The sequence below is a fragment of the Aurantimonas coralicida DSM 14790 genome (genome assembly GCF_000421645.1).
Taxonomy (GTDB): Bacteria; Pseudomonadota; Alphaproteobacteria; order Rhizobiales; family Rhizobiaceae; genus Aurantimonas; species Aurantimonas coralicida.
In genome coordinates this window covers 979,136-1,002,993 of sequence record NZ_ATXK01000001.1, presented here as the reverse complement: position 1 = coordinate 1,002,993, position 23,858 = coordinate 979,136, and the positions used below count along the sequence as shown (strand labels likewise).

At 64.5% G+C, this 23,858-nt stretch carries 21 protein-coding genes and 1 tRNA gene; 11 read left to right on the top strand and 11 right to left on the bottom strand.

Features of this window, described 5'->3' with window-relative positions; translation table 11 throughout:
• Nucleotides 1-246: helix-turn-helix domain-containing protein (locus tag H536_RS23600; RefSeq protein WP_155898378.1), on the bottom strand; the 246-nt coding region annotated here is incomplete at its 3' end.
• A gap of 484 nt (nucleotides 247-730) precedes the next feature.
• On the opposite strand from H536_RS23600, the gene H536_RS0104575 reads away from it, so the two are divergent.
• From H536_RS0104575 to H536_RS23595, 5 genes are all read left to right on the top strand, one after another.
• Nucleotides 731-1,363 (top strand): hypothetical protein, encoded by a 633-nt coding sequence (locus H536_RS0104575; RefSeq protein WP_024349345.1) that lies wholly within the window; start codon nucleotides 731-733, stop codon nucleotides 1,361-1,363.
• Between the two features lie 132 nt (nucleotides 1,364-1,495).
• On the top strand, nucleotides 1,496-2,584 hold the full coding sequence (locus tag H536_RS0104570) for a hypothetical protein (protein ID WP_024349344.1): 1,089 nt from the start codon (nucleotides 1,496-1,498) through the stop codon (nucleotides 2,582-2,584).
• A gap of 373 nt (nucleotides 2,585-2,957) precedes the next feature.
• On the top strand, nucleotides 2,958-4,931 hold the full coding sequence (locus H536_RS0104565; protein WP_024349343.1) for an AAA family ATPase: 1,974 nt from the start codon (nucleotides 2,958-2,960) through the stop codon (nucleotides 4,929-4,931).
• Nucleotides 4,932-5,538: 607 nt separating this feature from the next.
• Nucleotides 5,539-6,597: a hypothetical protein gene (locus H536_RS24260; protein ID WP_155898377.1), complete on the top strand. Its 1,059-nt coding sequence runs from the start codon at nucleotides 5,539-5,541 to the stop codon at nucleotides 6,595-6,597.
• A gap of 710 nt (nucleotides 6,598-7,307) precedes the next feature.
• The gene (locus tag H536_RS23595; RefSeq protein WP_024349342.1) at nucleotides 7,308-8,975 is read left to right on the top strand and encodes a recombinase family protein; all 1,668 of its coding nucleotides are present in this window, start codon (nucleotides 7,308-7,310) and stop codon (nucleotides 8,973-8,975) included.
• Here the strand turns inward: H536_RS23595 and H536_RS0104550 are convergent.
• The 4 genes from H536_RS0104550 to H536_RS0104535 all read right to left on the bottom strand — a co-directional run bounded on the left by H536_RS0104550 (nucleotide 8,946) and on the right by H536_RS0104535 (nucleotide 12,982).
• Nucleotides 8,946-9,022 (bottom strand) — tRNA-Arg (locus H536_RS0104550). The two genes, H536_RS23595 and H536_RS0104550, sit on opposite strands and share 30 nt — an antisense overlap.
• A gap of 156 nt (nucleotides 9,023-9,178) precedes the next feature.
• Nucleotides 9,179-10,750 (bottom strand): sensor histidine kinase, encoded by a 1,572-nt coding sequence (locus tag H536_RS0104545; RefSeq protein WP_024349341.1) that lies wholly within the window; start codon nucleotides 10,748-10,750, stop codon nucleotides 9,179-9,181.
• A gap of 36 nt (nucleotides 10,751-10,786) precedes the next feature.
• Complete coding sequence (locus H536_RS0104540; RefSeq protein ID WP_024349340.1) at nucleotides 10,787-12,214, bottom strand: dihydrolipoyl dehydrogenase family protein; 1,428 nt, start codon at nucleotides 12,212-12,214, stop codon at nucleotides 10,787-10,789.
• Nucleotides 12,215-12,982, bottom strand: coding sequence for a TVP38/TMEM64 family protein (locus H536_RS0104535; protein ID WP_024349339.1), 768 nt, complete (start codon nucleotides 12,980-12,982; stop codon nucleotides 12,215-12,217).
• A 328-nt stretch (nucleotides 12,983-13,310) separates the two neighbouring features.
• Here H536_RS0104535 and rpmH point away from each other — a divergent pair, with 328 nt between their 5' ends.
• The 5 genes from rpmH (at nucleotide 13,311) to yihA (ending at nucleotide 17,103) form a co-directional block, all read left to right on the top strand.
• Nucleotides 13,311-13,445, top strand: a complete 135-nt coding sequence (gene rpmH, locus H536_RS0104530) for a 50S ribosomal protein L34 (RefSeq protein WP_024349338.1) — start codon at nucleotides 13,311-13,313, stop codon at nucleotides 13,443-13,445.
• A 32-nt stretch (nucleotides 13,446-13,477) separates the two neighbouring features.
• Nucleotides 13,478-13,873: a ribonuclease P protein component gene (gene rnpA / locus H536_RS0104525; RefSeq protein WP_024349337.1), complete on the top strand. Its 396-nt coding sequence runs from the start codon at nucleotides 13,478-13,480 to the stop codon at nucleotides 13,871-13,873.
• Nucleotides 13,873-15,702, top strand: a complete 1,830-nt coding sequence (yidC, locus tag H536_RS0104520; protein WP_024349336.1) for a membrane protein insertase YidC — start codon at nucleotides 13,873-13,875, stop codon at nucleotides 15,700-15,702. Before rnpA ends, yidC begins: the two co-directional genes overlap by 1 nt.
• A gap of 85 nt (nucleotides 15,703-15,787) precedes the next feature.
• A complete protein-coding gene (locus H536_RS0104515) occupies nucleotides 15,788-16,426 on the top strand; it encodes a CatB-related O-acetyltransferase (protein ID WP_024349335.1) in 639 nt (212 codons plus the stop codon).
• Between the two features lie 14 nt (nucleotides 16,427-16,440).
• The gene (gene yihA, locus H536_RS0104510) at nucleotides 16,441-17,103 is read left to right on the top strand and encodes a ribosome biogenesis GTP-binding protein YihA/YsxC (protein ID WP_024349334.1); all 663 of its coding nucleotides are present in this window, start codon (nucleotides 16,441-16,443) and stop codon (nucleotides 17,101-17,103) included.
• A 35-nt stretch (nucleotides 17,104-17,138) separates the two neighbouring features.
• Here yihA and H536_RS0104505 read toward each other — a convergent pair whose 3' ends face one another.
• The 4 genes from H536_RS0104505 to H536_RS0104490 all read right to left on the bottom strand — a co-directional run bounded on the left by H536_RS0104505 (nucleotide 17,139) and on the right by H536_RS0104490 (nucleotide 20,066).
• On the bottom strand, nucleotides 17,139-17,618 hold the full coding sequence (locus H536_RS0104505; protein ID WP_024349333.1) for an arsenate-mycothiol transferase ArsC: 480 nt from the start codon (nucleotides 17,616-17,618) through the stop codon (nucleotides 17,139-17,141).
• A 100-nt stretch (nucleotides 17,619-17,718) separates the two neighbouring features.
• Entirely contained in the window at nucleotides 17,719-18,207 is a 489-nt protein-coding gene (locus tag H536_RS0104500) for a UPF0262 family protein (RefSeq protein WP_009208225.1), read from the bottom strand.
• Between the two features lie 7 nt (nucleotides 18,208-18,214).
• Nucleotides 18,215-19,507: a histidinol dehydrogenase gene (hisD, locus tag H536_RS0104495; protein WP_024349332.1), complete on the bottom strand. Its 1,293-nt coding sequence runs from the start codon at nucleotides 19,505-19,507 to the stop codon at nucleotides 18,215-18,217.
• 91 nt (nucleotides 19,508-19,598) lie between these two features.
• Nucleotides 19,599-20,066 carry a DUF2948 family protein gene (locus H536_RS0104490; RefSeq protein WP_009208227.1) on the bottom strand — a complete coding sequence of 156 codons (468 nt, stop codon included), beginning with the start codon at nucleotides 20,064-20,066 and terminating at the stop codon, nucleotides 19,599-19,601.
• Nucleotides 20,067-20,275: 209 nt separating this feature from the next.
• Between H536_RS0104490 and H536_RS0104485 the strand changes: the two genes are divergently transcribed.
• Nucleotides 20,276-21,484 carry an acyltransferase family protein gene (locus tag H536_RS0104485; RefSeq protein ID WP_024349331.1) on the top strand — a complete coding sequence of 403 codons (1,209 nt, stop codon included), beginning with the start codon at nucleotides 20,276-20,278 and terminating at the stop codon, nucleotides 21,482-21,484.
• On the opposite strand, the gene H536_RS0104480 is transcribed toward H536_RS0104485, so the two are convergent.
• Nucleotides 21,474-22,778, bottom strand: a complete 1,305-nt coding sequence (locus tag H536_RS0104480) for an O-antigen ligase family protein (RefSeq protein WP_081651813.1) — start codon at nucleotides 22,776-22,778, stop codon at nucleotides 21,474-21,476. The genes H536_RS0104485 and H536_RS0104480 overlap by 11 nt on opposite strands.
• The gene (locus H536_RS0104475) at nucleotides 22,747-23,727 is read right to left on the bottom strand and encodes a glycosyltransferase family 2 protein (RefSeq protein ID WP_029702730.1); all 981 of its coding nucleotides are present in this window, start codon (nucleotides 23,725-23,727) and stop codon (nucleotides 22,747-22,749) included. Before H536_RS0104475 ends, H536_RS0104480 begins: the two co-directional genes overlap by 32 nt.
• Between the last annotated feature and the right edge of the window lie 131 nt (nucleotides 23,728-23,858).

Genomic DNA, 23,858 nt, shown 5'->3' with positions numbered 1-23,858 from the left:
GGTGATGTCGGGTCTGGCCTTCACCTTCTCGACGATGGCGAGCCGATGCGGCCCGAGCTTGCCAGATCCAGCAGGACGACCCTGTTTGGCCGGCTCCACGGAACCCGTGCGGGCGTAACGGGCCTGAACTCTCACCGCGGTCGATGGCGCAACCTGAAGCCGCGCCGCCGCCGCACGCCGCGTCTCGCCAGCCGCAACACCACGAACTATCCGAAGCCGCAAGTCCGATGAAACCGATCTTCCCATGGTGCGTATCCTCCCGCACGCAAGGAATCAGAATACGCGGCCAAGCGGAACCATCCGATTCACACTTATTACCGGACGCTCTAAGTTGTCTTTGGCTGCAACGCGCCCAAGCAGACGGACGCCGCCACTCTTTGTAACCTCATATGCCCTTCGAAATCCCGACCAAAGCTTCCGCATCGCCTGAGATCCGACGCGCCGGCGCGGGTGCATGAGAGTTATGCAATTTAATAGAGCAACGTTTTCGGCCTAGAATTTCAGTTAATTTAAAATACAAATTGCTTCAAATTATCAATGTTAAGCATCCAGAGCGTTTCTTGAGCCTAGCATCTATGATTTTTGATCTTGCTGCCATACGTTGTCGCTATCGGTGGCAATTCCGTCACCGACCACTATGGTCTACTGCGTGGCGACCGCTGAGGCGGCCACCGAGGGAGTTGGCGCTCCCCCAGCAGCCTGACCATCTGACTCGAGTAAGGAGATCAGAATGGCTGACGCGTTTCTCGCGTGCACGAAGGATTCGTGCAAGGAAAATTCCACCAACAACATCCCCAACGGCGTCTCGCCGCCCACCGATCGCCTGGTAGCCGGCGGTCTGCCGCCGGTCGCATTCGGTCCGACGCGCCCCCGCGCGCTGGTCATCGACGGTTCGATGTACATCGCGGGCCTCGCGCCCGCAGTGCCGATCGCCAGTATCCCCGATCTGCCGGATGATCTCAGGGATCGGTTCAGGGGAGCTGCGGAGCGTCGTATTGCGTCCGCCGAGGGAAGCCGTAAGGCCGCTGCGACGCACACCAACGATGCTGACCTTCCCGGCTCCGCCTTCCCCGATTCGACCGCCGGTAAGCCGGAGACTGAAAAGGCCAACGAGTCGTACACGGCCGGGCCGGTCTTCTGCCCTGCGGAAGTGACTGCGGCACGCAAGCTCCTCGAACGTTTGGAGAAGCGCCGGTTCATCCTGGTTCGACCGGAGGGGCTTCGGATGGCGGCCGGTGTGACCGTTCGTCCCGAGGTCTGCAGAAAGCTTTCGGCCATCGGCATGATCGATGTCACGGAATGGCGGGGCGGCGTGGTTGTCCGCCGAGCGCCTGACTCCGATCTGACCGGTCCGCGCGGCTGACGCCTACACGGAAGCGGGGCAAACCTCAGAATTTCGGGCTGCCATGAGTGCCGCTCGAACTTCCCTGTCCACGTCTCCTATCCCTGTTTTCCCTACAAATTTGGGCTGGCTCGTCGCCGGCAGGAGAATTGTATGCCTTCACTGAGCAGCGGGACCCCGCGGCCTTCGCGGAACCGCACCCGCAACGCCTCCGAGACCAACGCGGAGTTTCCCGGTTCGAATTACGTCCACTTGACCGAGCATCATCGTCATCGTCCTGGTGCGGCGGGGGACGTGGATCCGATCGCGACCTACATCGACCGTCTTGCTGATACCATCGTCGCGAATGCGCTGGCGGCGGCAGACGCAACGGAAACGGATGCGACGCTGGGCGATCTGTCGCGTCTTGGCAGCGCGCTTCGGTCGACGATTATTCGAGTCGGCCAGTCTATTCCCGATGTTATCGCGCAGGCACTCGCCCACGACGATCGCCTGTTCGTACTCCGCGAGTACCAGCTGCCGCTGACCCGCCCCGCAGCCGAAATTGTCGACAACAACAGAAGCTCCTCGGGCGTCGAACTTGCACATGATCGATATACAATGGGCTCTTATCGCGCAGATCTCGTCGTGATCGATAATGAGACACGGCATGCAACTGTCATCGAATGCCGGCGCGGAAGTGTCGCTCTCTCGACCCCGAAATGTGGAGCAACCGTCCGGCTCTTGCGCATCGCCGGGCTCACCGCGAGGCGAGCGCTGGAAGCTGACAATTACCGCATTTCGACCATGTCGTGCGGCATCATCGATCGATATGGCAACGGCGGCTACGCCACGACGATGACGGTGGGGCCAGATAGGCTCGACGACTTTTTCGGCGTACCGATCGTCGCTTATCTCGACAGGCTTGATGATCAGATTCGTCAAAAGCTGATCCACTCTCTGATGCCGGCCTTGTCCGCCTTGGCGGCCGGTTTCGTGCCGGCGAGCATCGAAGAGAGCAACGATCCGCACGGGCGGAAGCAGGTTCCGGACGACCAATACGGCACCGACGGGGACAGCATTCCCGGTTTCCGGGCGGGTGGCCGCGGGCCGGTTCGGCTCGACTTGTCGCGAATGATTGGCCCCGTCGAACGCAGGACTGCCGCTAACAGACCCGCCGGCAGTGCAGCGCCGAGTCGTGTCTCTGTTAGTGGGACCATTTGCGATCGCCCGCCTGTGGAGCCGGGGCGGCCGCGCTTCTGAGCAAACTCCTGCCTGGTTCGAGGCGCCGTCACGCCGCCCCTGTTGGCGGTCGATCTGCCGAGCGCTTTCCATTGGTTCGACATTAAACGCACCGACCCTCAGTTCCGAGAAAGGACCGACTTATGCCTCGCGTTCCTGGTAACTTTGACTTGTCCGACGGGCGCCCCCAGCATCCATCGACGGCTACCGTGCTTCACATCGATACCGCGACTCTGGTCGGAGCAACCTTGAGGCTCGGGAAGCGGCAGTTGAGAAAGGAAGAGCTCCGCCAGCTCTCGGATAATCTGAATAGGCGGGCGGCTGGGGGAGACCAGGCCGCGCGCATGGCTTTGAGATGGCTTGCTCTTCGGACTGCCCCGACGGAGGTAACCCGATGACGGTGAAGCGAGGCAAGTTCTCCAGCCTGACGGCCGGGGCGAAGGCAGACTCCCCGGAGGTCGATGCAGCAGAAGAAGAGGCCCGTATCGACAACGAGATTGCGGATCGCCTGAAGGCGATGCCGCCCTCGAGTCGAATGATGTTCAACCGGGTCTGCGATTCGGTCCCTGTCGCTGTTGTTAGTCGGTTGCATGCGCGGAAGTCGACGTTTGTTGTCGTCCGTATCGCGTCTCATGAATGGCGCGAGGCCGCGTTCCAAGCCGTATGGATGGCGCTGGACCACGCCGTGCGTACTGACTTCATGCTGTACGGCGTTCAGCACCACCATATTCCCGCGGACGAGATCGCGAACAGGGCATGGCAGCGAAAGAGCCAGCGCGAGCGGACGCTACATGTACTCTCTACGCTTGCGAGCGGCATCACGATCGTCGCTTTATCGCCCGGCGAGGAGCTTGATCGGGCAGCGCTGGTGATTGCTGACATGGAATGCGATCTCACGACTATCGACGTGACCGACTTCGACGCCATCATGGCACATGCTTTTCCCGGATCGTCTTACACTTGGTCCAGCGAACTTGTGATGTCGACGGTCGAACCGCGCTGGATCGATCTGGCCATCGGACGATCGACCACTGCGGACGAGGCGCTTCAGATGATCGCCGCAATCCATGACCGGCCACCTGAAAATTCCGAAGGTCCGGGCTTGGAGGACCTGCACGGATATGGTCTGGCCAGAGAATGGGGCGAAAGGCTCGTCGCAGCTCTCAAGGATTTCCGGGCCGGCCAACTGACCTGGGACGACGTGGATGCGGGCGCGCTATTGGTTGGGCCGCCGGGAACCGGCAAGACGCTTTTTGCAAGCGCACTTGCCCGCTCGTCAGGTCTCTCTTTCTTCCCGACCTCATATGCAGCATGGCAAAGCGCCGGAGAAGGTCATCTCGGTTCGGTCTTGAAATCGATGCGCCGCGTCTTTTCCGAAGCATCGGCCGCCACGCCAGCGCTGATCTTCATTGACGAGATCGACACCCTGTTGGCGCGCGGCGCAAGTCAGCGAAACGACGATTGGTGGAGGACGATCAACAATGCCCTCCTCGAAGCGCTGGATGGCACAGCGCGTCGTGAAGGCGTCATTGTAATCGCGGCATGCAATGACGATGCCAACCTGGATCCGGCGCTCGTTCGGTCGGGCCGTCTCGATCGGAAATTCGTGGTCGGTTTGCCGGATGAGGCCGATCTTTCCAAGATTCTGGTGCACCACCTTCCGTCCGTTTCCGAAGTCGATATCCAGCCAATCGCGGTCACACTAGCTGGTTCAGCTTCGGGTGCGGATGCTGCTCGTATTGCTCGCGATGCCCGTCAGCGTGCTCGGACTGAGGGCCGGTCTGTGACTGGGTCGGATCTTCTTGCTGTGGCCCTACCTGCGGATGATCGGCCGCAGATCATCCGGCGCCGAATTGCAGTCCACGAAGCCGGGCACGCGGTCGCGATCTTGTCTCGGGGCAGCGTGCCGACCAGTCTGTCGGTTGCGGCGGCCTCCGGTGGAAGAGTTACGTATGATCGGCACCAAACGGAGTTGCTATTGCCGGATTTCTCGGCGCAGCTTTCTATTCAGCTGGCCGGCAGAGCTGCCGAAGAAGTAGTGCTCGGTTCGGTGTCCGCGGGAGCGGGCGGTCCCGCGCAATCGGATCTCGGCAAGGCCACAGGTCTTGCCGAGATGATTGAAGGGCGGCTCGGATTGGGCTCTAGGATCGGCGTCGTCGAATCTGCCGATGAAGCGGCGGTCGAACGTCGGCTGCGCATGGCTTATGCAGACGCGCTGCTCGCCGCGATTCAACATCGGCATGCAATCGAAGCGCTCGCCGACTTGGCGCTTGAGAAGCGGGTTCTAGGGAAGGCGGCCCTGGCGGAATTCTGGCACTCGTTCAAGCCAACGAAATTGCCGATTATCAATATGAAAGGAGGGAGATGAGCGCGGTCGTAAGACTAGTCCGAACGGTTCCCACCAGGAGTGGATCGATCACCCGATCGTGCTGGCATCGATCGAGGGTGTTGATGCAGGCGCCGTCCGGTCTCCAGAACAGCTTGTACCAATTCAGCTTCCCGGTGGAGACGACGACATGATCGTCGTCGTCTCCGATTTCGACGGGCGGCAGGATTACTACAGCCTAGGAGTTTATTGGCGGCGTAGATACGGGACGACATTGGTCCTGTCGATTAACCGACTGACCGAGGGTCCCTATACCGCATAGGGCAGGCCAACCGGAAGGCTAGCTGCGGATATCGCCAGACCTGCGACCCTGCTACGCTGGCCTCCACCTCCGCACCGAGGAGCACGGCATGGCGCGCATCAAAAAGATTCGCCGGGCTTGGCCCCCGCCAAGATGGTGAATAACGTCGAATGGCGTAATGCTCATCGCAAATCCGTCACTGACGACTGCCCAGCTGGACACCGTCCCGTCCGTGATCGCAACAAATCTCCGCATGCGATCGCCGGGTCGACCGATCTGCCGTTTTCCCCTCGGAGCTTTCGACACTGTCCCGTAGCCTCAAGCTGTCGTGTAACGGGAGGGGGTGCCATGTCATGGTCGGATGAGATCGCAATCTGCGAGGCCTTGCAGATCGATTGGGGTGACGACGCAGACAGCTCAAATCGACGCAGCTTGCAGACTGTCGAACGCTATCGATATCAAGCCAAATGCCTGATGCGTCGTGCAGGAACGACAGAGACTCCAGGCACGATTGGGGACGCTATAGATCTGCTTGTCGCGATGGCCCCAACACTGCGCCATTCCACGTGTCGGCAATATCGTGCGGCGCTGCTGCAAACGCTTCGCGACCTTTACGACGGCGGCAAGTTGGTGATCACGAGAGCGGCTCAGTATTTGCGTAGACTAGGCCTCCTTGATGCTGCTCCCTTGGCACATGGAAGTCGCAATCTGCCGATCCGATGTGGCGCCGGCCGGCGTCGCGGTCTGTCGCAGAAGTTGCGCCGAGAAACCGTCCTGTGTTTGGCAGAATCCCGAAAGCCCATGGCAAAAACGCTGGCCAGAATCTTAGCGATTGGCGATATGGTCGGATTACGACCGTCAGAATGGGCCAACTCTTGGGTTCAAAACGACGTGCTTTTCATCTCGTCTGCAAAGATGAGCGATCGCATGATGCGGGGCCTCGTGCCAGTTCGCGAACTCAATCTAAGGCCTCTCGGCCGAAAGTGCATCGAAACGATCAAGTTGATCTGCGACGATTTGCAGAAGAACCTGAGGCACTATGGGAGTGAGGAAAAGGTCGTGGCTCGCTGCGCGAAACTGCTCCAGATCCATCGTACCGATCCACTCATGACACTGCGGTCCCTTCGGCACCAGTTTCGGAAAAACGCGCAGTCTGCAGGATGGAATTCGGCCCAGATCGCGGTCGCGATGAATCACCGGTCCGCAGCGTCGCAGCATGCTTATGGACGCGATGCGAAAGGACGCCGGGGAATCAAACTCCCGGGCATTGACCATTCCTTGACGATATTCGTGCGCCCCGCCCGCGCCGACCCGGAAGCGAGGTATCGAATGGGGCAGGATGAAACCCCAGCTTTCGATCTCGCCGGAGATGCATACATATCCGGCCCTGCCCCTCTGGCTCGATGAAGGTCGCTTCTTCGCTGATGTCGAACTGCGACGCGGACACAATTTGACGAGCTGAAATAGCACGAATCGCATACAATGCAGATGTTCGAACCCCAATTCGCTCGTCGCGCGGGGGATCGGACCGCTCGGGGAAGGTGAGGAAAATGTCCGCACCGGTCGGCGGCCACCCCCAAGTCGTAGGCTGTCGGCTGGTGCGGGCGGATTTCTGTCATGCCTTCTCACTCGACTGTCCGGGCGCGGTCACCTGCGGTCCGTGGACAGCCGTCACGCGCGGTAGCCGGCGCACATAAGCCAACCGGGACGGAGCACGTTCCTGACGTGTCGCGACTGGCGTCGCAACACGATGCTTGCGTTTCCGGAAAAGAATCCGACACGGGGCCCGGGTCTGACCGTGGTCGGCCAAACTGCAAACCGGTCGACGACGATTGGCCATTGATCGTCCCGGTCACTCCGAACGAAGTCGCCGCTGTCGAGCTCTACCTCGGTCATTGGCTCGATGAGCTTTTGAATGAGACATCTGGTAAGCTCTGACCGATGCCCCGAACGAGGCCGCCGAGGGAAGGCCTCGTATGATGCGGCGCAAAAATACCCGCTAGTCGTAGTCGATGCCCACAAGAGCTACATTTTGCAGGCCAGACTGCTCTTCGTCACAGCTGACAAATCCGAGAGGAGGGGCATTCGTTTCCACCTGCGCAGAAGGGGACAGGTATATGAACATCGCGGCTGGGCAGAGCGGGAAAGAGCACGAAAGTGCGCGACCACTGCGTGTCTGCGCGTATCTACGAGTATCAACTGGACGGCAAGCTGAGAGCGATCTTTCGATTCCTGATCAGCGCCGGCAGATTGCTGCGTTCTGCTCGCAGAAGAATTGGCCGATGGTTACCGAGTACGTCGAGCCGGGCGCTTCGGCGACAGATGACGCGCGTCCGGTATTCCAGGCTATGATCGAGCGCGCAACAGATAGCGACAAGCCGTTCGACGCGATTCTCGTGCACTCGTATTCGAGATTTTTCCGCGATAGCTTTGGACTTGAGCTCTACATTCGCCGGTTGGCGAAATCGGGTGTTCGATTGCTGTCCATCACTCAGGAACTCGGCGATGACCCGGCGCAGGTAATGATGCGCCAGGTGATCTCCATGTTTGACGAATATCAGAGTCGCGAGAACGCGAAGCATGTCCTGAGGGCGATGAAGGAGAATGCTCGGCAAGGCTACTATAATGGTTCGCCTGTACCCCTCGGCTATCGTGCCGAAGAGGTCGAAAGGCGTGGCACGAAGGTGAAAAAGAAGCTCGTCGTCGACGCAGTCGAAGCCGAGACGATCAGGCTAATCTTTCGGTGGTACGCCCAGGGAGATGGACGATCCGGTCCGATCGGAATCAAGGAGATCACTAAACGCTTGAACAGCGAAGGATATCGTACCAAGCGCAATGCCCGTTTTGGCGTGGGGACTCTCCATGGCATTCTGACGAACAGCATTTACGCTGGCGAATGGATTTTCAACCGTCGCGACTCGAAGACACTGAAGCAGAAGCCTGCGACTGAGCACATCGTGGTCCAGGTGCCTGCCATCATTCCGCGCGCCGAGTTCGACGCTGTTCAGGCGCAGTTGAAGGCCCGCAGCCCGCGCGTCGAGTCACCGCGTGTCATCACCGGTCCTATTCTGCTGACCGGCCTCGCTACCTGTGCAGATTGTCGCGGCGGCATGACATTGAGGACCGGGACTTCTCGCAACGGGGTCGTCCATCGCTACTACACCTGCTCGAGCAACGCCCGATCTGGAAAAACAGCCTGTAAGGGCCGTTCAATCCGGATGGATACTCTCGATGAATTGGTTATTGATCACCTGTCGGAACGACTGTTCACGACCGAGCGATTGACCGAGATGCTGGCGTCTGTTGCGGCAGGTCGGCTTGAGAAGGCAGCCGAGGTCGACGGCCGCGTTGTTGCTCTCCAGCGGGAAGCGACGGAGGCAGAAGAGAAGCTGAAGCGCCTCTACCGGTTGGTGGAGGATGGAGTGGTCGAACTGGATGATTTGCTCAAGGGCCGGATTGCCTCCTTGAGAAGAGATCGCGAGCGAACGCAGGCAGCGCTGACGCACATCAAGACGCGGGTGGTATCATCGACCACCATCCCGCTCGAAGTTGTGGAACGGTTTGGTCGTGCAATGCGGGAGAACATTCGCTTGGGGGAGGTGCCCTTTCGCAAGGCCTACCTGCGTTCGGTCATCGATCGCATCGAGGTCGATGACGATGCGATTCGGATCGTAGGTCAGAAAGCCATGCTCGAGCAGGTGATCGTCGGCAACGTTATCGATGGCACTGATCGTGTTCGCAGTTCTGTACGGAAGTGGTGCGCCCGAAAGGATTCGAACCTCTGACCCCCAGATTCGTAGTCTGGTGCTCTATCCAGCTGAGCTACGGGCGCATCCAGAAGGGGCCGCGTCTGCCGCCCGCTCTTGAGGGGTTCCTAACGGCTCGGTTCGCGGAATGCAAGCCGTCCACCGAGGCATTTTTTCGTCGTCGCTGCATGGCCTGTCTATCCGGCGTTCGTGACGCTCGGGTGACGGGAGTTGCGGGCCTTTCAGGGCGCGTCGGGTGTCGCCGGTGCCTCTGCTCCATTGCGCGGCGGGCGCCCGGGGGCCGGGCGGGCCGGGGCGGCGGTGCCGGGAAGGGCGATCTCGAACCGGGTTCCCGAGGCATTGGTCTCGGCCAGGCGAATCGTTCCGCCATGGGCCTCGATGATCTCCGCAGCGATGGCGAGGCCGAGGCCGGTTCCGCCGGTCCGGGCCGAGCCCCGGAAGGCGCGGAACAGATTGTCGCGGGCGCGGGCCGGCAGGCCGGGGCCGGTGTCGTCCACGGCGATGACGAGGCCCTCGGTCGGCCCGCCGGTGGCCGACACGGTGACGCGCCGCACCAGCGAGGACAGATCGTCGTCCTCGGCCTCCAGCGCCTGCGCGGCGTTGCGACACAGATTGAGGAGGACACGGTGCAGCTGGTCGAGATCGGCATCCAGCTCCATGCCTGCGTCTACCGCGTTGACGAGTTCGATCGGCGATTGCGGCGAGATCGTCAGCATCTGGAAGACGTCGTCGACGAGCTGTCTGAGGCGGATGCGGCGCTTGACCGGGACCGTCTCGACGGCGCGGCCATAGGCCAGCACCGACTGGGTATAGTGCAGCGCCCGGTCGAGGCTGCGCAGCAGCATCGGGGCGACCCGCTGGACGCGCGGATCGTTCACGGTGGACAGGCGGTCGGAGATCATCTGCGCCGAGGCGAGAATGTTGCGCAGATCGTGATTGATCTTGGAAACGGCGAGGCCGAGATCGGCGAGATGGCGCTGTTCGCGCAGGGTCTCGGCGAGCCGCGACTGGACGTCGGCAAGCTCGGCCTCGGCGACGCCGATCTCGTCGTCGCGGCCGCTCGGCCGCAGGATCCGCCGGGGGTCGGACGGCTGCTCGGCAAAGCGCACCATCGCCGTCGTCATCGCCTGGATCGGCCGCACCAGATAGACGCTGATGGCCGCATAGACCAGGAGCGCGGCAAAGCTGGCGATGGCCAGTGAGAGCAGCAGGATGTTGCGCGAATAGACCAGCATGTCGCGGCGCAGCGGCGCTTCCGACATCACCATCTCGGCCAGCATGGAGCGGTCGCCGACCGGGCCGGAAATCCGCATGATGCGATCGCCCCCGAAGAAAAGGGTGTCGAAGGCGCCGGTGACCGCGCTCCATGGGCCGCGATTGCCCAGATCGATCTGCAGGTCGACGGCATCCAGTCGCGGGTCGCGGGCCAGCAACCGCGAGGCGTCGCCCTCGATGATGGCGACGAGCAGGGCGTCGAGCGCCCGCAGGAGGCCGGCCTCCTCGTCCGGGCTCAGCGGCGCGGCGTCCTCGCTGTCGCGGCCCCGCGAGGCGAGGCCCGCCACCGCGACAGTTGCGATCCTGTCGGACAACCATTCCTCGCGAAAATTGGCGATGGACGGGACGAAGATCAGCACCTCCGCCAGCATGACGGCCAGCATGGTGATGATCAGGAGGCGGTTGGAAATGCGGTGCCGCACAGTCGGCACGCTGGCGCGCGTCGTCGCGCCGTCCGCGGGTCTGTCGGGCGTCAGCGGCAAGTCGCAGTCTGTCCTTTCGCTGCCATCCACAGCCATCCGTGCGGTCCGCTGCCGGAGCGCCTGCCGATCCGGTCAGCCGAACCGCTGCAGGAAGGCAACGGCGCGGCGCACCAGGGAACGCCGCGTATAGGGCTGATAGTAGGCGGTGGCCGCCCGTTTGCCAATTTCCGACAAGGTGGGGTAGGGCGAAACGAAGTCACGCAGGGCCGCGACCGTCAGGCCCCGGCCGACCACCAGCGCCAGGAGATTGGTGATCTCGCCGGCCTGGGCGCCGGCGACGCCGGCGCCGACGATCTTGCCGCGCCGGCCGACCACGAGCTTGACGAGACCTTCGGTCCGGCGCTCGGCCTGGGCACGGTCGTTTTCGGCATAGGGCCAGCGCAGGATCTCGACGGCGAGGCCGTGCTCCTTCGCCTGCGCTTCGGTCAGCCCGACCTGGCCGACCTCCGGATCGGTGAAGGTGACATGGGGCAGATTGTCGTGGTTCGTGCGGACCGGCAGCCGGAACAGCAGCGCCCGCATGACGAGGCCGGCATGATAATTCGCCACATGGGTGAATTGCGGCCCGCCGGCGATGTCGCCGATGGCATAGGCGCGCCGGTTGCTGGTGCGCAGATCCGCGCCGACCGTGATGCCGCGCTTGTCATAAGCGATGCCGGCCGCTTCCAGCCCAAGCCCGTCGAGATTGGGCGACCGCCCGACCGCCAGGAGAAGATGGCTGCCCTCGATCGTCCGGCGGTCGCCATCGGCGGGGTCGATGGTCAGACGAATGGCGCCGTCATTACCTTCGGCCCGCACCACTTTGGTGCTCTCCATGAGGGTCACACCGTCGCGGCGCAGCGCGGCGAGCGCCACTTCGGTCAGTTCGGGATCGTCGCGGCCCAGCGCCTTGCTGCCCTCGACCACCGTCACCCGCGATCCGAGCCGGCGATGGGCCTGTGCCATTTCCATGCCGATCGGCCCGCCGCCAATAATAAGGAGATGTTCGGGCCGCTCGCGCAGGCCGAAGATCGTCTCGTTGGTCAGATACGGCGTCGCGGCAATGCCGTCGATCGGCGGCACCAGTGCCGACGAGCCCGTGGCGATGACGAAGCGCCGGGGGCGGATGAGCTGGCCGCCCGCCGAGATCGTCCTCGGGTCGACGAAGGTCGCATCGGCCTTGATGACGGTCACGCCGAGGCCCTCGAAGCGCTCGACCGAATCGTTCGGCGCGATGGCCGCGATGACGGCGTCGACATGATCCTTGACCGCCGGAAAATCGACGAGCGGGTCGCCAGTCGACACGCCGAAGGCCGGCGCCTCGCGGATCGCGGCGGCGTGCTTGCCGGCCGCGATCAGGGCCTTGGACGGCACGCAGCCATAATTGAGACAGTCGCCGCCCATCCTGCCGCGTTCGACCAGGACGACGGGCACGCCGAAGGCGGCCGCGGCCGCCGCCGTGGTCAGGCCGCCGGAGCCGGCGCCGATGACGCAGATGTCGGGTGTGAGGATCTCGGCCATTCAGCGCTCGCCGTTCTTGTTCTCCGCGGACGCGGCGCGCCGGCGAAAGAAGGTCTTCTTCAGGACCAGGCCGAGGATCGCGAGTGCCGCCAGTCCCGCAAGGCCGATGGTCATTTCCATGGTCACGAGGTCGGCGATCTCGACATCGCCGCTGCCCACATTGACCAGCGTCTGGTTCAGGCCGCTGCCGAGGAAGGCATAGACCATGGCACCGGGAATGATGCCGAGGAAGGTGGTGACGACATAGGTGCGCAGCGAGACCTCGAAGAAGGCCGGCGCGACGTTGACCGCCAGGAAAGGCAGGATCGGCGTCAGCCGCAGGACGAGGAGATAGGCGAAGGCATCGTCGCGGAAACCCTCGGCGAAACGCCGGATGGCGCCGCCGGCCCGCCGCCGCAGAACATCACCGAAAGCGTGCCGCGCGGCCAGGAAGAGCGCCGTCGCGCCGATGGTCGCGCCGATCACCGTCAGGGCGCCGCCGAGAAGCCAGCCGAACAGGAAGCCGCCGGCGATCGTCACCACCGAGGCCGCCGGGAAGGCAAAGGCGACGAGCAGGGCATAGAGCGTGACGAAGCCGAGCGAGGCGAGGACAATATGGCCGGCGACGAAGTCGCGCAGGCGCTCGCGGCTGTCGAGGAAGACGTCGAGGGAGAGATAAAGGTGCAGTTCGAGCGCGTAGGCCAAGGCGAGGCCCGCGACGATCACCGCGACGGGAAGATAGCGCACCAGCGGCGGCGGCCCGGTTTTGGTGTCGAGATGCGGTCTCATGCGGCGTCCGATTTTTCTGCTGGCGCGGCCGGGGTCGCCCGCGCCGCCGTCTGGCGTGGCCCGCAACATCGCGCGGGGCGCGGCAAACCGAAAGGGCGGCGGCGCAAAACGGAGCCAGATCACGCCATGTTGCGCAAAATCCGGAATCGATCCGTTCGCCGTGACCTGCGCGTCGGTGATTGACTTTTCCCGCTCTTCCTTCCTATAAGCCGCGCACACGAGCGGGCAGCGTTCCGCGCGACGGATAGTTGCGTGCAGCGTCTTGTACCGCGAACCCAGTTTCCGGAACACATGAAGGGCCCGTGCCGCAAGGTGCGGGGGTGAAACGATGAAGCGCACTTATCAGCCGTCCCGGCTCGTCCGCAAACGCCGCCACGGTTTCCGCTCGCGCATGGCGACCAAGGGTGGCCAGAAGGTCATCGCCGCTCGCCGCGCACGCGGCCGCAAGCGGCTGTCGGCCTGACACCAGACGTGAGCAGGTCGCGGCCAGGCGAGATGCCGAAGGCTGTCGGCCGCATGACAAAGCGCGCGGAGTTTCTCGCCGCGCGCCGGGGCCGTCGTCTGAACGGCCCGTCCTTCTTCATCGAGGCGCTGGACCGCGGCGACGCGGCTCCACCTCGTGTCGGGCTCACTGTGACCAAGAAAGTCGGCAATGCCGTGGTCCGCAACCGGATCCGGCGGCGGCTGCGCGAGGCGATTCGTCTCGATGTGCAGGCTGACATGGCCCCGGGGATCGACTATGTGGTCGTCGCCCGCCGCGATGTGCTGACGCTGCCTTTCGAGCAGCTCAAGGACGAGTTGTCGCGTCGGGTCGCCAGGATGAAGCAGCCGCAGCGAGAGCCGGCCACAACGGAACGGCGCCCGTCGAAGCGTCCATCGGGGTCTGACTGATGCAAAACAACCGCAACTTCCTGATCGCCATGATCCTGTCGATCGGGGTGCTGGTCGGGTGGCAGTTTCTGGTCGTCAGCCCGCGCATGGAAGCCCAGCGGCTCGAGAACGAGGCCGCGCAGTCCAACGTTGCGCAGAACGACGGCTCGCTGCAGACGCCGCAGACGCCCGCCGGAACGCCGCAGGACAATGTCGCCGCACCGTCGGGCCGCGAAAGCGTCGTGCCGGATCGGGGTGCTCTGCCGACGACCGGCGAGACCCGCGAGCAGGCCATCGCCGCCGGCAACCGAATCGCCATCGACACGCCGGCCCTGTCCGGCTCGATCAATCTGACCGGTGCGCGGCTCGATGATCTGCGCCTGAAGAACTACCACGAGACCGTCGACGATTCGTCCCCGACGATCGTGCTCCTGTCGCCGGAGCGTCTGCCGTCGGGCTATTTCGCGGAATTCGGCTATCTCGGCCGCGATGCCGGCGAGCTTCCCGGGCCGAGCACGGTCTGGCAGGCCGAAGGCGGCCAGTCCCTGACGCCCGACAGCCCGGTCACGCTGACCGCGACGAACGGCGCGGGCGTCACCTTCGAGCGGACCATCTCCGTCGACGACCGGTTCATGTTCACCTACGAGGACACGATCCGCAACGAGGGCTCGGCGCCGCTGACCCTGTCGTCCTACGGCCGGGTCACCCGCTATGCGAAGCCGGAAGTCGCCTCGGTCTACGTCCTGTTCGAAGGCCTGATCGGCGTCTTCGGCGATGACGGCCTGTCGGAGATCTCGTACTCCACCATCGAGGACGACCTGCGCTACACGCCGCCGAAATCCTCCAGCGGCTGGCTCGGCATCACCGACAAGTACTGGGCGACGACGCTGGTCCCGGAGGCAGGCCGCCCGTTCCAGTCGCGCTTTCTCTACATGACCGACGGCCGCGCGCATTATCAGACCGAATACGTCGCCGACCCGGTGACGGTCGAGCCGGGCGCCACCGCGACCAACGTCTCGCGCACCTTCGCCGGCGCCAAGGTCGTCAGCGACATCGACAGCTATGAAGAGCGCTACAACATCCGCCAGTTCGGCCAGTTGATCGACTGGGGCTGGTTCTATTTCATCACCCGGCCGATGTTCCATGCGCTAGACTGGTTCTACAGCATGATCGGCAATTTCGGTGTCGCAATCCTCGCGGTCACCGTCGTGCTGAAGCTCATCTTCTTCCCGCTGGCCAACAAGTCGTACAAGTCGATGGCGCGCATGAAGAACATGCAGCCGAAGATCATGGAGATGCGCGAGCGCTTCAAGGACGACAAGCAGAAGCAGCAGCAGGAGATGATGCGCATCTACCGGGAGGAGAAGATCAACCCGGCCGCAGGCTGCTGGCCGATCCTGATCCAGATCCCGGTGTTCTTCGCGCTCTACAAGGTGCTGTATGTGACGATCGAGATGCGGCACGCGCCGTTCTTCGGCTGGATCCAGGATCTGGCCGCGCCCGATCCGACCAGCATCTTCAATCTGTTCGGCCTGATCCCGCTGGAGATGCCGCAGCTTCTGATGGTCGGCGTCTGGCCGATCCTGATGGGCATCACGATGTTCATCCAGATGCGCCTCAACCCGACGCCGCCGGACCCGACGCAGCAGATGATCTTCACCTGGATGCCGGTGGTCTTCACCTTCATGCTGGCCTCGTTCCCGGCCGGACTGGTGATCTACTGGACCTGGAACAACCTGCTTTCGGTGATCCAGCAGTCGGTGATCATGAAGCGCAACGGCACCAAGATCGAACTCTGGGACAATCTGCGCGGGATGTTCCGACGAAAGGAAAAGCCCTCCGAGGGCTGAGCAGACGTCCCGTGCGATGCGGCCTTCGGGTCGCGCCGCGCGGGACGACGCCGTTCGGGGGTGCCGTCCTCAAAAAGGACCGAGCATGCACGGACCCGACCCGACCGATCCGCACCCCCTGGCCGGGCATCCGCGTGTCGGCTTCCTGAAGCCGCTGGTCGACAACCCGCAGATCGAGATCGGCGACTACACCTATTACGACGACCCGGCCGGACCTGAGCGCTTCGTCGAGGCCTGCGTCGGTCATCTCTATCCGTTCATCGAGGACCGGCTGATCATCGGCCGGTTCTGCGCCATCGCCTGCGGCGTGTCCTTCGTGATGAACGGCGCCAATCACGCGATGGGCGGAATCTCGACCTACCCCTTCCAGATCTTCGGCAAGGGCTGGGAAGCCGGTTTCGATTTCCAGACCATCCTCGACGGGGTGAAGGGCGATACGCGGATCGGCAACGATGTGTGGATCGGCGAGAAGGCGACCATCATGCCGGGGGTCACCGTCGGCGACGGGGCGGTGATCGCAGCCCATGCGGTGGTCACGAAGGACGTTCCGGCCTATGCCGTGGTCGGGGGCAATCCGGCCAGAACGATCCGCATGCGCTTTCCCGACGACGCCGTCCGGCGCCTCCTGGAAATCGCGTGGTGGAACTGGCCGGCCGACAGGATCAGCCGCAATCTCGGTGCGATCCGGGGCGGCGACATAGACGCGCTGGAAGAGGCGAAATGACGATGGATCAGGACATGACCGACGACGCCAACACGCCGCCGCCGCCGGCCGCCGCGCATTTCTTCGGCCAGCCCTGGGTCTTCGTGCGCGGTGTCCCGGCGATGAAGTTCCTGCCGCCGGAAGGCCCGCCCGAGATCGCCTTCGCCGGTCGCTCCAATGTCGGCAAGTCGTCGCTGATCAATGCGCTTCTCGCCCAGAAGGGCCTGGCGCGCACCTCGAATACGCCGGGCCGGACGCAGGAGCTGAACTTCTTCGTGCCGGACGGCTATGGCGGCGAGACCGCCGAGCTGCCGCCGATCGCGGTGGTGGACATGCCGGGCTATGGCTATGCCAAGGCCCCGAAGGACCATGTCGACGCCTGGACCAAGCTGGTCTTCTCGTATCTGCGGGGCCGCGCCAGCCTGAAGCGGGTCTTCCTGCTGATCGATGCCCGGCACGGGATCAAGAAGAACGACGAGGAGGTCATGGGCCTGCTCGACAAGGCGGCCGTCTCCTACCAGATCGTCCTGACCAAGACCGACAAGATCAAGGCGACCGGCGTGCCGAAGCTGATCGAGGCGACGGCGCTCGGCATCAAGCGGCACCCGGCGGCGTTTCCGCGGATTCTCTCGACATCGTCGGAAAAGGGTGTCGGGCTCGACGAATTGAAGGCCGAAATCGCCGCACTAGCCGAATAGGGCAGGGCGCCTCCGGCGTTCGGCCGCGGTCCGCGTCAGTCCTTCGGTGCGGCTGGCGTCGCCTGATCCTGCAGCAGGCGCTTGCGGATGTGGTCGTCGATACGGCTGCACACGGCGCGATAGGCTTCCAGGATCTGCTCGCGGCTGCCGGTGGCGACCGACGGGTCGGGCATCGGCCAGAACTCGACATCCACCGAGGCTGTGCCGGTGGCGTCGAGGACCGCGTGATGGGCTTCCGGCGCCATGGTGACGATCAGGTCGAAATAGCTGTCCTCGAGATCCTCCAGCCGCTGCGGCCGCCGATCGCCGAGGCTGAGCCCCTTTTCCGCCAGGACGCTGTCGACGAACGGGTCACGCTGTCCGTCGCGCACGCCCGCGGAGGCGACATAAACCGACTGGGGAAGCAGTGAGCGCGCCAGCGCCTCGGCCATGGGCGAGCGGATCGCGTTCATGCCGCAGACGAACAGCACCGAGGAAATGCGCCGTTTGTCGCCGCCTTCGCCGGCCGGGCTCATGGGCAGGGCCTCCCGGCAAAAGCGGAACGGTGCCGGGTCCCACCGGACCCCGCATCCCGATCTCGCCCCGATGCCGTCACTCGCCACGCCATGGCCGGGGTCAGCTCCGCCAGTGGAGAACGCAGATAAGGGTGAACAGCCGCCGCGCCGTATCCAGATCGACGTCGATCTTGCCCTTCAGCCGTTCCATGAGGGTCTGGGAGCCGTCATTGTGAATCCCGCGCCGGCCCATGTCGATGGCCTCGATATGCTGGGGCGTGGCCGAGCGGATCGCCTCGTAATAACTGTCGCAGATCAGGAAATAGTCCTTGATGACCCGGCGAAACGGGGTCAGCGACAGGATATGGGCGACCAGCGGCGCATCGTTCTCGTCGCGGATGTCGAAGACCAGACGCTTGTCGGCCAGGGAGAGCTTCAGCTTGAAGCGGCCGCCCTGAGGCGCGCCAACCGGATTGAAGACGTTCTCTTCGATCAGGTCGAAGATCGCCACGGCACGCTCGTGCTCGACGTCGGGCGTCGCCCGGCCGATCGTGTCGTCGAGCTCGACGTCGATCAGATGGCCATCGCCCGTGCCGTCCGCTTCGCTCATGCCATCCTCAAAGGTTCAGCCGGATCGCGACCGACCGGCCATGGGCGTCGAGCCCTTCGACGCGGGCGAGTTCGATCGCCGCCGGGCCGAGCTCGCGCAACTGGTCCGGGCCGAGCTTGAGGATCGACGTGCGCTTGACGAAGTCGAGCACCGACAGGCCGGAGGAGAAGCGCGCCGAGCGGGCGGTCGGCAGAACATGGTTCGAGCCGCCGACATAGTCGCCGATCACTTCCGGCGTATGCCGGCCGAGGAAGACCGCGCCGGCGTGGCGCAGCCTGGCGAACAGGGCTTCGGGATCGTCGACTGCCAGTTCCAGATGCTCCGGCGCGATCCGGTCGGACAGGGCCGGGGCCTCGTCGAGCGAGCCGACGAGGATGATGGCGCCGTGGTCGCGCCAGCTCGCGGCCGCCGTCGTACCGCGCGACAGGGTCTTGAGCTGCCGCTCGACGGCGGCCTCGACCGCGTCGGCAAAGTCCGCGTCGTCGGTGATCAGGATCGACTGGGCGGCGGCATCATGCTCGGCCTGGCTGAGCAGATCGGCGGCGATCCAGTCCGGATCGTTCCGGCCGTCGGCGATGACGAGGATTTCCGACGGGCCGGCGATCATGTCGATGCCGACCGTGCCGAAGACCTGCCGCTTGGCGGCAGCCACGAAGGCGTTGCCCGGACCGACGATCTTGGCGACGGGCGCGATGGTCTCGGTGCCGTAGGCAAACGCCGCCACGGCCTGCGCTCCGCCCAGCCGGTAGATTTCGCTGACGCCGCAGATCTTCGCCGCGGCAAGGACCAGCGGGTTGAGGACGCCGCGCATGGCGGGCACCGTCATGGCGATGCGCTCGACGCCTGCGACCTTCGCCGGCACGGCGTTCATCAGCACGGAAGAGGGGTAGCTCGCCTGACCGCCGGGAACGTAGAGGCCGACCGAATCCACCGCCGTCCAGCGACTGCCCAGCTCGACGCCGATCGCGTCGACATAGCGGTCATCCTTGGGCATCTGCCGGGCATGGTGGCTGGAGATGCGATCATGGGCCGTGGTCAGCGCCGCCAGCGTCTCGTCGGGCGTCGCGGCATGGGCGGCGTCGATCTCGTCCTGGCCGACCCGCAGCACTTCGGGTGTCAGGTCGAGCCCGTCGAACTGGCGCGTCAGATCGATCAGGGCGGCGTCGCCCTCTTCGCGCACCCGCGCGATGATGTGGCGGACCGCGGAATCGACGTCGTCCGCCTGCTCGCGCTTGGCGCCGAGCAGAGCGCGAAACTCCGCCTCGAAACCGGAATCGTCGGTATTGAGCCTCGACGGCACTCTGCGAACCCCTTCCGTCACTCTCGTCGGACGCCGTCGGGCCGTCGCGGTTCCACCTGCCTTGCGGCAGGGCGCGCCAGCCATGCGGCCGTCAGCTGATCCGGTCTGGCCGGTTGTGGTCCGGCTTCGACCCGGTGCTCCAGGAGCCGCCGATATCGGCGAGCTGCGCCTCGATCACCTCGACGGTCAGCCTTATCGCGGAGCCGCCGGCGAAGACAAGCTCGACAATCCCCGAGGGCGCTTCCGTCACAGTGAAGCGGATGGCGAGGAGGACGAGCACGTCGTCGGAGGCGGGCGCGAGGCCGGTATGCTTGACCTCGGTGACCCGGTCGAAATGCAGCACCGCGCGGCGGCGCTCATATTCGGCCTTCTTGAACAGGCGGAAGCGGGACACGCCCTGCGAGGTCTCCCAGACGAAGCGGTTCATCTCGACGATGAACTGGCCGGCGGCGGCCCGGTGCTGGCAGTCCTTCGGCTTGACCACCGCGTCCTGGCAATAGGCTGAGATGATCGCCAGGTCGTCGGTGTCGACGGCGAGGAGGCGCAGGCGGTCGGTCATGCGAAGGGTTCTTTCCGTGTTGGCAGCGCGGAACCTAGGGCGCGCCGGCACCGACCGCAACGGCATCTCGGCCCGACATCCGGCGCATCGCCGCGCCCTGCACCGAGGCATGACCAAAAGCTTAACGTTTCTGGCCCAATCTGGCCCGGTCCAACGACCGCGAGAGCCGACGGCGCCGCCGATCGGCGCGGGCATCCGGGGGGATTGCCATGCACGACGAACAGCGCGAGGCCGCCGTTCAGGATCGCAGCCAGCCGGCGCGGTTCGAAGCGCTGGATGGCTGGCGCGGTATCTGCGCGCTGCTGGTCGTCCTGTTCCACGCCCCGGTCGCCGGCATCGTCCACGAGACCGCCTTCTTCCGGCACGGCTATCTCTTCGTCGACTTCTTCTTCGTCCTGTCGGGCTTCGTCATTGCCCACGCCTTTTACGACCGGCTGCGCGGGGAGCAAAATTTCGGCCGCTTCTTCGGCTTGCGGCTGTTCCGGGTCTATCCGCTGCATCTCTTCATGCTGGCGCTGTTCGTCGCCTTCGAGTGCCTGATGCTGGTGACCCGGGGCCCGTCGGAGGCCTTCGTCGGCGGCAATTCGGTGGTGGCCCTCGTCCACAATCTCCTGATGAGCCATTCCTTCGGCACCGTGGATTCGCTCGGCTGGAACTATCCGAGCTGGAGCATCTCGGCCGAGCTTCTGGCCTATGGCCTGTTCGCGCTCATGGTCATCCGCGCGCCGCGCGCAATGCTGCCGCTGATGGCGGTGACCATCGTCGGCGGGCTCGTCGTCATCGCGCTGGTCGAGGGCACGATGGACACGACGGTTCGCTTCGGCTGGCTGCGCTGTCTCGCCGGCTTCTCGCTCGGCGCCGTCCTGCGGCTGGTGATCTGGCCACGGGCCGGGGGGCGGGTGGCCGTCGGGGGCACCGCCTGGACGCTGGCCGAGCTCGCCTGCGTCCTGCTGGTCGTGGTCTTCGTCAGCGAACTTGGCGGATCGGTGCTGTCGGTGGCCGCGCCCCTGGTCTTCGCCTTCGCGATCTATGTCTTCGGCCATGAGGGCGGCGCGGTGAGCCGCCTCCTGAAGGCCGGGCCGATCGCCTTTCTCGGGGCGATCTCCTACTCGGTCTACATGACCCACGCCTTCGTCATCTCGCGCACCGAGAACGTCGCGACAGTTCTCGGCGAGAGGACCGGCTGGCCGATCTTCTCGGCGGCGGCGGACGGCAAGCGCCTGATGGGCAGCACGGAATGGCAGTCGCTGACGGCGCTGGCGATCATCCTGGCCGGCACGATCGTCATGAGCGCGATCACCTGGCGGCTCATCGAGCGACCGGGCATGGCCTATGGCCAGAAGCGCCTGTCACGCAAGCCTGCTCCGGTCTCCGGACATCCGGCAGACAAGCCTGTCGCGGACGGCTCTACGCCCTGACCGAGTGACGTGACAAAAGCCGCAGGCCGATGACCGCGAAACAGACTGCCATCCAGATCGGGTTCGCCCGGTCGAACAGGAAGCTCTCCAGAAACGCGTTCAGCAGCAGATAGGCCAGGACCATCAGGAAGAGCTGGCCGAGCCGCTGGCTCTCGCGATCGCGTCCGACACGGGTGAAATCCCACAGGGGCAGGACGACCAGCACGATCACGGCGAGGACGAGGCCGGGCAGGCCCATCGAGATGGCGATGTCGAGATAGCCATTATGGGCATTGGGGCTGCCGCGCGGATCCCAGGACAGTTCGAAATTGCGCTCGGTGCCGTAGACGACCTGGCTCTGCCAGAAGGCGTTGAGGCCGAAGCCGGTCCATTCATGCCCTTCGAAGACTTCCAAGGCAAAGCGCCACAGATCCATGCGGCCGGTGAAGGTGGTGCCCGGCACCACCGCCTGGACGATCTGGTCGAACAGCGGCGACAGGACCGTGCCGATCGTCAGGAACGCCATGACGGTCAAGGTCAGGGCGATGCCGATGGTCAGCAGCCAGCGGCCGGTGAGAGACCCGAGGATGACGATGGCGGCGACCACGGGCAGCAGCGTGATCGACGTCTTGGAGCCGGTCTTCAGAACGAAGAAGGCGGCCAGAAGCGCAATGGCGAAACCGGACCAGCGCTGGCCGCAGCGAAACAGATAGACACCGCAGAAGAACACCACGGCGAACACCGCGCCGGCGACGTTCTTGTGGGAATAGGCGCCGCGCCACAAGCCCGCATGCTGGGGCTCCGAGCCCGAGCCGTCGTGCAGGGCAAGGCCCGGCATGGCGATGACGCCGAAATAGGACAGCGCCAGCACGGCCAGCATGGCAAGCGTCAGCGCGGTGCGGAAGGCGCGTACATCCTTGGGGAAGCACAGGATGGCGCTGACGGTCGCCATCGCCAGCAGCGTGAAGGCGGCGCCGCGCAGGGCGTTTTCCGGACTGTCCGCCCACAGGGCGCTGACGAGCAGCCACGCCGCCATGATGAGCCACATGGGGCGGGCCAGCGCCAGCAGCGTCGTGCGGTCGGTGAGGAGGGCGTGGCCGGCGAAGACGACCAGCGCCATGGAGGCGTAGCCCAGCTGGTTGGCCAGGCTGCCGGCGTCCTGATCGCCGGTGAAGGTGACGGCAAAGGGCGTGACGGTGACCAGCAGCGCCGTAAAGATCCCGGCACCCAGCAGCATGCGGACGGTATCCGTCCACCACTGGGTGTCGCCGAAGGAGCGAAAGTCAGTTCTGTTCTGGACGGCGATATTGCTCATTCACCCATCCGAATTCCGCCATCAGCCGGCCGATGGCGACCTGCATGTGATAAAGCCCGATCACCGGCGAGCGCGTGCGCAGGGCCAGCCCTGCCGAGCGCAGCGGCGAGGCCGCCAGCAGCGCGGCGCTCTTGGCAACGCGGCGCAGCCCGTTGCGACGGCCCGCGGTCTGCCGGCGCTCGATGATCGAGGATATGGCGCCATTGCGCAGGCCGCGGGCGTTCAGCCACGAAAACTCGGTGCGGCGCGCTGGCGTCGTCTCCAGAACCGGCGCCTCGGCACACCATCCGAAGGAAAAGCCGCGCTGTCGGCACCGCGTATAGAAGTCGCTGTCACCGCCGCCGATGAAGTTGAAGGCTGTGTCGAGAAAGGGTGCGCCGATCGTCTCGAGCACCTTGCGGCGGATCGCGACATTGCCCGAGGAATAGAGGATCGGGACGGCCCCGGTCTCGCTGTAATGCGGCGTGAAGACGGGATGGCGCGCGTAGCGGGTGCTGGCCCCGTCCTCGAAGACCGGCACCTGCGGCCCGCCGACGATATCGACATCGAGCCTGTCGGAGGTTGCCACGAGACGGTCGATCCAGTCCGGATCGGCGATCTCGTCGTCGTCGATGACCAGAAGATGGCGCATCGCCGGAAACCGCGTCAGGGCGGTCTGCCAGCCGGCATTGTAGGCGGCGCAATTGCCACGTTCATGGGCGATCAGGACCAGACCGTTCAGCTGACCGTCGGCAAACAGCGGGCGGGCGGCATCGAGCCCGGCACGGCCCTCGGCATCGTTCTCCATGACGATCACGGCGAAGGGACGGGTGGTCCGCTGCGCGGCCAGGGAGGCGAGCGTCTTCAGGAGGTGCTCGGGCCGGCGGAAGGTCGGAAGGGTGACGACGATCGCGAAGGCGTCGCCATCGAGGCCGGGCGATTCACATGCGATGGTGATGGCGTCGGTCATCGATCTCGCTCGGGCGATTGTCCGCGGTTCGGCGCGAGCAGACCAGAGAAAGGTGAAGAAAGGATCGATTTCCCTCAGATCGCGCGCCGCCGTGCCGGGAAATCCTCGTTTTCGGCACGAACCTGCCGGGT